This is a genomic window from Micromonospora sp. NPDC049204, from assembly GCF_040647935.1.
Taxonomy (GTDB): domain Bacteria; phylum Actinomycetota; class Actinomycetes; order Mycobacteriales; family Micromonosporaceae; genus Micromonospora.
The window spans coordinates 255,526-263,391 of sequence record NZ_JBEZDC010000010.1 but is presented as its reverse complement, the minus strand read 5'-3'; the positions used below and the strand labels follow the sequence as shown (position 1 = coordinate 263,391).

The 7,866-nt window shown below is 69.4% G+C and carries 4 protein-coding genes; 3 read left to right on the top strand and 1 reads right to left on the bottom strand.

The window, feature by feature from the left end; all coding sequences use genetic code 11:
* Nucleotides 1-164: 164 nt before the first annotated feature.
* Nucleotides 165-2,444: a glycoside hydrolase family 44 protein gene (locus tag AB0A90_RS20935; RefSeq protein WP_357250291.1), complete on the bottom strand. Its 2,280-nt coding sequence runs from the start codon at nt 2,442-2,444 to the stop codon at nt 165-167.
* 97 nt (nt 2,445-2,541) lie between these two features.
* Between AB0A90_RS20935 and AB0A90_RS20930 the strand changes: the two genes are divergently transcribed.
* The 3 genes from AB0A90_RS20930 to AB0A90_RS20920 form a co-directional block, all read left to right on the top strand.
* Nucleotides 2,542-3,018, top strand: a complete 477-nt coding sequence (locus AB0A90_RS20930) for a YfbM family protein (RefSeq protein WP_357250288.1) — start codon at nt 2,542-2,544, stop codon at nt 3,016-3,018.
* 241 nt (nt 3,019-3,259) lie between these two features.
* On the top strand, nt 3,260-3,718 hold the full coding sequence (locus tag AB0A90_RS20925; RefSeq protein WP_357250285.1) for a CU044_2847 family protein: 459 nt from the start codon (nt 3,260-3,262) through the stop codon (nt 3,716-3,718).
* Nucleotides 3,715-7,866, top strand: a 4,152-nt coding sequence (locus tag AB0A90_RS20920; protein WP_357250282.1) for a tetratricopeptide repeat protein, incomplete at its 3' end; no start/stop codon positions are given. The genes AB0A90_RS20925 and AB0A90_RS20920, both read left to right, overlap by 4 nt.

Below are 7,866 nucleotides of genomic sequence, written 5' to 3'. Positions count from 1 at the left end.
TGTGGGGGGTGTTGCGGGTGGGGGTGTGGTTGTTGTGGTGGTTTTTTTATTTTTTCCCCTGCCCCCCCCCCTTGTTCAGGGGGGGGGGGGGGCGGGGGGGCCCCCCCCCCCCCCCCCACCCCCGGCCTGCTCCGCCGGCGTGGTCCGGCGGGGGCTCTCTCAGGTCACCCGCAGCGTTGACCGTTGAGGCTGAAGGCGGTCGGCGCCGGGTTGGTGCCGCTCCACGTGCCGTTGAAGCCAATGCTGGTGGACGCACCGGGGGCGAGCTTGCCGTTCCAACTCATGCTGTCCGCGGTGACGCTCGTGCCGCTCTGTTTCCAGGTGGCCGACCAGCCCTGATCGACCTTCTGGCCGGTGGTGGGGAAGTCGAAGCCGAGTTTCCAGCCGTCGATCGCGGTGGTGCCGGTGTTCTTGACCGTCACGGACGCGGTGAAGCCGCCCGGCCAGCTGTTCGCCGTGTAGCCGACCGTGCAACCGCCGGCCGGGGCGGTGGGCGCGGTCCGCACGGCCAGGCCGGGCGAGGCCGCCGAGACGTTGCCCGCCGCGTCGCGGGCGGTCACCACAAAGGTGTACGGGGTGTCCGGCGTCAGCCCGGTCACGGTGAACGTGGTGCCGGTGGCGCTGCCCACCTTCACGGGGCCGGTGGTGTCGACCCGGTGCACGTCGTAGCCGGTGACGGCGGTGTCGTCGGTGGACGGCGTCCAGGACAGCGCGACGCTGTCGCCGGTGATCGTGCCGGCGGTCGGCTTACCCGGGACGGTCGGCGCCTGGGTGTCGCCGGGCGTGGTGCTGCGGGGCAGCACCAGGTGGGTGATCGAGTTGGCCGGGAACGTGGCCGTGAGGCCGCTGCCGGTCACCGGCAGGTCGGCCTCCCGGACGACGCCGGCGAGGTTCGCCCCGCTGTAGCGGTAGACCTGGGCGGTGCTGGCGGAGGCGCCGGTGAGGGCGACCGGGCTGGTCAGGTCGTCGCCGGTCTTGTTGACGACGACCAGGGTGAGCGCCTTGTCGGCGCTGCGCTCGGCGGCGTACACGGCCAGTTTGCCCTGGTCGGCGCTTGTCGCCCGGACGGAGGTCTCGCCGAACGCGCCGCCCTTGCCGTCGTAGTTGCGGTAGACGCGGAAGGCGTTGGCCACCGGCTGGTCGGCCGTGGGTGCGGTCCAGAGGGTGGCCAGGTCGAGCCCTTCGCGGCCGAAGATGCCGAGAACGTCAGCCTGGGCGAGCGCGCCGTTGAGCGACCCGAAGGCGCCCCAGTTGTACTCGGTCATCGCGACCTTCGTACCCGGGTAGTGCTGGTCGACCAGCTCGCGCAGTCGCGGAATGTACCGGACCGGACTGTTGATCCAGCTCTCGTCCACGTAGGTCGGGTCCCAGAGCTGGCGGGTCGAGCGCAGCCGCAACGCCTGGGTGTTGGCGTCGCCGGCGGCCTCGCCCAACACGCCGGCCTGCTGCGGGTAGAGGTGGACGTCGAAGTAGTCGAGGATGCGGGTGCCGTGCTGCTGCTCGTACTCGCGCATCCGGTCCAGGTACCACGGGCCGAGGTCCTGGCCGCCGTGCGCGGCCTTGTCCGGCGGGTTCGACCAGCAGCCGGTACGCGAGCAGGTGTCCTGGTCGAGGCCCGAGAAGAGGATCGAGTTCAGGCCCCAGCCGACGGGACCGAGTGTCTTCGCGCCCGGGTCGGCAGCCTTGATCGCGGCGGCGTACTCGTAGGTGCGGTCGCGTAGCTCGTCGTAGCCCAGCCCGGTCGGGCGGACGTCGCGGTGGGTGGAGTGCCACAGGTCCGGTTCGTTGTCCAGGTTGTAGAACTGGACCCCACCGTCGGCGGCAGCGCCGAACTGCCCCTTGAGATGGTTGACGAAGTCGGTGGCGTACTCCGCACCGACGGCGACGCTGGTGTCCTCCGGGTCGTTGCCGGTGACCGGTGACCCGTCCGGCTTGATGCCGTTGCCGCAGTCCGGTGCCCAGGTGTCGGTGGACTGCTGCGGGCCGTACTTGGCGACGCTGAAGCCACACGCCCGCGACCGGTCCTTGGCGATCCAGCCGAGCATCGGCATGGTCATGACCGTGGCAGCGCCGGTGGCCTTGTTCTGCTGCACGAACCGGTCGGACTCCGAGCCCTCCGGGAGGTCGTCCGGACTGGGGTTGTCGTTGGGGATGTTCTCGAAGTACCAGTCCGCGGCGCGGTTGGTGGTGTCGGCACGGAAGTTGTAGCGGGTGGTGGCGTTGCCGCCGTAGCGGTGCACGGGCAGCCGCAGGTCGCGGGCGAGAGCCTCGTCGGCGAAGTTCATGCCGTAGACGTACGGGCTGATCTGGTGTCGGGCGGCGGTGGTGTCGACGGTGAGTGCCGGGCCGGCCGCGGCCAGGGCGGGCTCCGGCAGGGCCAGACCGCCGAGGGCCGTGGCGAGCACGACTGGGAGTAGAACGGTGGTGGTGGGACGCACGAGCATTCCTTTCGCATAGGAGCTCGACGATGGGAGCGCTTCCACAGCGTTGCGCCTTCCTGGCTCCGAGTCAACGTCGCACCCCTCCCGTACGATCGCCGGCATGTTGGGGGTGCACTTCGCCATTACGTCCGAGCAGGAGCGCTCGCTGCTGGCGGCCGACGACGACAGGGTGGGCGAGTTCCTTGAGGAGATCGAGGAGTCTTGGTACGACGACACCTTCAGGGTTGACACCGACAAAGCCTGGGACGCCATCCACCGCTGCCTGACCGATGGCACGCTCGACCCGGACGGTGGCCCGTATCCGTTGTCCCACGCGGTGCTCGGTGGCCGGCACCTCCACGATGACTATTACGTCGTGTACGTCAGCGCCGCCGAGGTCCGGGATGTGGCCGAGGCCCTGCGAACCATCGACCGAGTCTGGCTACGCCTCCGCTTCGATGCGATCGACGGCAGCGACTACGACGGGGCCCAGGACGACGACGATTTCGAGTACACCTGGAGCAACTTCGCTGACGTGCAGGCGTTCTACGACCGAGCCGCTAAAGCGGACCGCTCAGTGATCTTTACCGCCACCTGAGTCACGTCGCCAACTCGCCGAACCTCTGCCATGGTGCGGGCGCTCACGACGCTCGATGCGTCCTCTTAGGTTCGATCTGTCCAATTTGTTGAATTTGTAATTGGACTCTCTCGTGGATTGAAAATTGATTGTCGGATGGCTGACATATTTTCGTTCGTCTGGGGCGTTGGGTGTTTGGTGTTGTGTGCTTCGTTTTGACCGCTGCCTAGCCTCTATCTAATCTTTATCTGGGTGTTTCCGCTTGCTGGTCAGATGGTTCCTACCATTTTTCGGCGAAGGAGTCTGGGTGGCGCAGACGGTTGCGGTGCGGGTGGGGGCGGTCGAGGTACTCGTCGAGGTCGTGCCGGTGGGTGGTTCCCAGCAGACGTCGGCACGTGAGCGCGTTGATCGGGCCGTGGACTATGCGGCGGGTGCGTTCGAACGGGCGCAGTCGGCGGTGGAGGAGATCGCGGTGTCGACGGCGCGGATGGTTGGCCGGGTCACGCGCCGCGTCGGTAGCCCGGAGTCGGTGGAGGTCGAGTTCGGGCTGAAGGTGTCGGCCAAAGGTGACGTGATCGTCGCCGGCGCCTCGGGCGAGGCGTCACTGAAGGTGAAGATCATTTATGGCGCAACTGCTGACCGTGCGCTTCGAGGGCCGGGGGAAGCGGACCCGGACGACGCCGACACCGACGCCGAGGAAGCGCAGGACGGCGCGTCATGACCGTGCGGGTGGCCGGGTACGACTTTCTCGGCTGGGTCGCTGCTGACGATGCGGTACCTGTCGGCACGTGTTTCCAGGTCGAGTCAGCTGTGCTGGTCACCGCCCACCACGTTCTCGCGGAGATCGGTGCGGCGGCGGTGGGATCCGTGGTGCGGATCGGGCCCGTCGGCGGCCGTGCGGGGTGGGACGCCACGGTGCAACGCGTCGACGAGGTGCACGACCTGGCGGTCCTGCGTGCCGAGCAGCCGCTGGCGGGGTCTGTGTCGCAGGTGGTCGCCTCCGACGGGGTGCGGGACAACGAGCCGGTGACGACGGCCGGCTATCCGACGGTCGAGGACGACGGGCACGAGTACGAGCTGCTGACCGCGGGGGGCCACTGGCGTGGCCCGGCGTTGCGGGACGGCGTGTTGTGGTCGCGTCTGCAGGCGGACGCGGTAATGCCCGGTATGAGCGGTGCGCCGGTGCTGCGGGCGTCCGACCGGGCGGTGGTTGGCGTCGTCTCCGGCCGCTACAACTCGCAGGACGGCTGGTTGGCAGGTGCGGTGTGGGTGTCCCGGGTTGAAGACCTGTCCACGCTGCTGGATGGGGTGGCGTCGGTCGTCGTCGAGGAGACGGTGCCGGCGAATGGGCTGCTGGACCTGGTGCTGACGGTGTCGCAGTCGCAGGTGCGCCTGTCGGGGTGTGGACAGGATGTGACGGCGGCACACCGTGGTGTGTCGCCCGGCCTGGCCAACGCGTTGCAGGACGTACGTCGGGAACGCGCTCGCCGCCGTGCGGTGACGCGTGATCTCGCTGCCGCCGGCCAGGCCGCCGGTGTGGTGTCGTTGCGGCGCGCCGGTGAGCTGTTGGCGGAATCGTTTCTGCCGGTCACGGTGGCACAGGCGCTGGCCCGGGTGATCCGCCGGGCGCAGCGGGAGTATGTGCCGGTGCGGGTGGGGGTGCAGGCGCCGGACTGGTGGTGGCTGCCGTGGGAGGCGTTGCCGGAGCCGGTGACCGGCCGTCCGATGGTGCTGCACGAGCTGGTGTCGGTATATCGGAGGGTGGAGGCGGCGGGTTCCCGGTCGGCAGCGGCGCCGGGTCCGTTGCGGATCGTGGTGGCGATCGCGTCGCCGGAGTCCGGCGGTGGTCCGCTGCTGGATTACGAGCGGGAGTTGGGCAGCGTCCTGGACGCGGTGCACGGGGCGCACCGCAGCCGGGCGGTGGTGCGGATCCTGCCGTTCGCCACGACGGCGGCCATCCGTGCGGTGCTGGCCGAGGACACCACGCACGTGTTGCATCTGTCCGCGCACGGTGCGCCGGGCATCCTGCACCTGGAGGACGAGCAGGGTCGTTCCCGGTCGGTGGATCCGGAGACCCTGATGGCGGAGGCGATCCCGGAGGGCCGGATGCCGCGGGTGATCTCACTGGCCGCCTGCTACACCGATGCCGACGGCGAGGACGGCGCGGGGTCGTTCGCCGCCAGGATGGCCCGGCGGGGCGCGGGCGCGGTGATCGCGACGCAGACCTCGGTCACCGACGCGTACGCCACGAGATTGTTCGCCGCCGTGTACGCCGAGCTGGCAGCTTCGGCGCGGCCGGACGTGGTCGCGGCGGTGGCACAGGCCCGTCGGCGCGTGCAACGAGACCTCGCGACCGCCCCGGACCCGCTGATCCAGGCGGTTGCGGGCATGGACGAGTGGAGTGTGGTCAGCGTGCTGGCCGCCGCACCGTCGGTGACCGTCGCGGACGGCGCCGCACCAGCCGGAGCTCGCGCGGAGACCGTGCCGGACCTGGGCGGCCTACTCGCCCGGCCGGTCGGGCAGTTCGTCGGTCGCCGGCACGCCCAGCGCACCCTGCCCGGTCTCCTCACTGACGGCACCGGTACGGCGGTGCTGCTGCACGGTATCGGTGGGGTCGGGAAGACCACCCTGGCCGCCGAGGTGGTCCGCCGGCTGCTGGACACATCGTCGGACTGGCGTCTGGTCACCGTGACCGGGCCGGTCACCGTCGACGGGCTGCTGACCGCGCTCGCCGACGCGGCCCGTCGAGAGTTGGTGCTGCGGGAACAGTTCACCGGCCCGCCGATGGTTGCGGTGCAGGCGGCCGGCCGGGTGGATCTGCCCTGGTCCGACCGGTTCGCTCTGTTGCGCGATCAGGTCCTGGCCGGCACGAGGATCCTGGTGGTGCTGGACAACTTCGAGGACAACCTGATCCAGGACAGCGGCATTGACGCCGGTTGGTCGATCGCGGATCCGGGGCTGGCAGGGTTGCTGGCCGCCTGGTTGGTCAGCCCCGGCCGTAGCCGGCTGCTGGTCACCAGCCGCTACCGGTTCGGGCTACCCGACCCGGCCGCCGAACGGCTGCATCCTTATCAGGTGCCTCCACTGAGCTTGGCCGAGGCCCGGAAGCTGCTGTGGTCGCTGCCCCGCCTGGACCGGCACGCCGCCGATGTCGACGCGCAGCAGCGCATCTGGCAGACAGTCGGTGGACACCCCAGGGCCTTGGAGTACCTCGACGCGCTGCTGCCCAGCAGCGGCGGCGACCCTGCGGGACAGGGCCGCTTCTCCGACATCACCCGACGCCTACGCCAGGCCGTCGAAACACGGCTCGGTCCCGCCGACACGGCCGCGTGGCTCGCCCAACAGCGCACCTTGGACGCGGCGCTGGCCGACACGGTCACGCTGGCCGCCGACGATGTCCTGCTTACCGAGCACCTGACCCGCCTCGACCCCATCGAGGGCGCGGTCCGGCTGCTGGCCGGGATCAGCGTCTACCGCGAACCAGTCGACGTCAACGGGCTGCTGTTCCAGGTGGGCGTCGCGGACCCGGATGCCGATCTGGAAGCGCAGCCCCACGGCATGACAGAGGCAGCCGCGCAGATAAGTGACCTGCTGTCGCGATACGGACTCGATCTGTACGGGCTAACGGAGGCACTCGGGCAGGACAGTCCGCTGACCCCGGCAGACGGCGAACGTCTCGCCCAGCTAATCGAAAAGGCACGCCAACCGCCTCAGCCCCCGTTCGCCGCACCACCGGGCATGACGGAGTTAGTCCGGCAACTCGCCACGACCAGTCTGATCGCCATCGTCGATGACGGCCGGGTGGTGATGCACCGCTGGACCGCCACCGAACTGCATCGTCACTGGAATACCGACCACGGTCCGCACCACCACCCCGGGCTGGTCACCGCCGCTCACCACGCCGCCGCGACATTCTGGCGGTGGCGCGTCGAGACCTGGCCGCAAGATCGGTTCGACGACCTCCACGACCTCGACGAAACCCGTCATCACCTGCTGGCCATCGATGATCTAGAAACCGCCGGAACCATCACTAAGCGCATCTGCGGCCAACTCGACGAGTGGGGGGCATGGGACCGAGAAGTCAGCCTCATCTACGACACCCTTCGCTGGCTTCCAGAAAACTCCCCCCGCCGCCCGGCCTGGTACCAGCAGCTCGGCGTAGTCGCCCAGCGCCGGGGCGACTACGCCGAGGCCGAGCGCCGCTACCTGCAATCGTTGACCATCAACGAGGAGCTGGGCGACCGGGCCGGCATGGCCAGCAGCTTCCACCAGCTTGGCATCCTCGCCCAGGATCGGGGCGACTACGCCGAGGCCGATCGCGGCTATCAGCAATCGCTGACCATCAAAGAGGAGCTGGGTAACCGGCTGGGCATGGCCGACAGCTACGGTCAGCTCGGCATCCTCGCCCACCTTCGGGGCGACTACGCCGAGGCCGAGCGCCGCTACCTGCAATCGTTGACCATCAACGAGGAGCTGGGCGACCGGGCCGGCATGGCCACCAGCTACCACCAGCTCGGCATCCTCGCCCAGCGCCGGGGCGACTACGCCGAGGCCGAGCGCCGCTACCTGCAATCGCTGACCATCAACGAGGAGCTGGGCGACCGGGCCAGCATGTCCAGCAGCTACCACCAGCTCGGGATCCTTGCCAATGATCGGGGCGACTACGCCGAGGCCGATGGCCGCTATCAGCAATCGCTGACCATCGACGAGGAGTTGGGCGACCGGGCGGGCGTGGCCGGCAGCTTCCACCAGCTTGGCATCCTCGCCCAGCTTCGGGGCGACTACGCCGAGGCCGAGCGCCGCTACCTGCAATCGCTGACCATCAACGAGGAGCTGGGTAATCGGGCTGGCATGGCCAGCAGCTTCCAC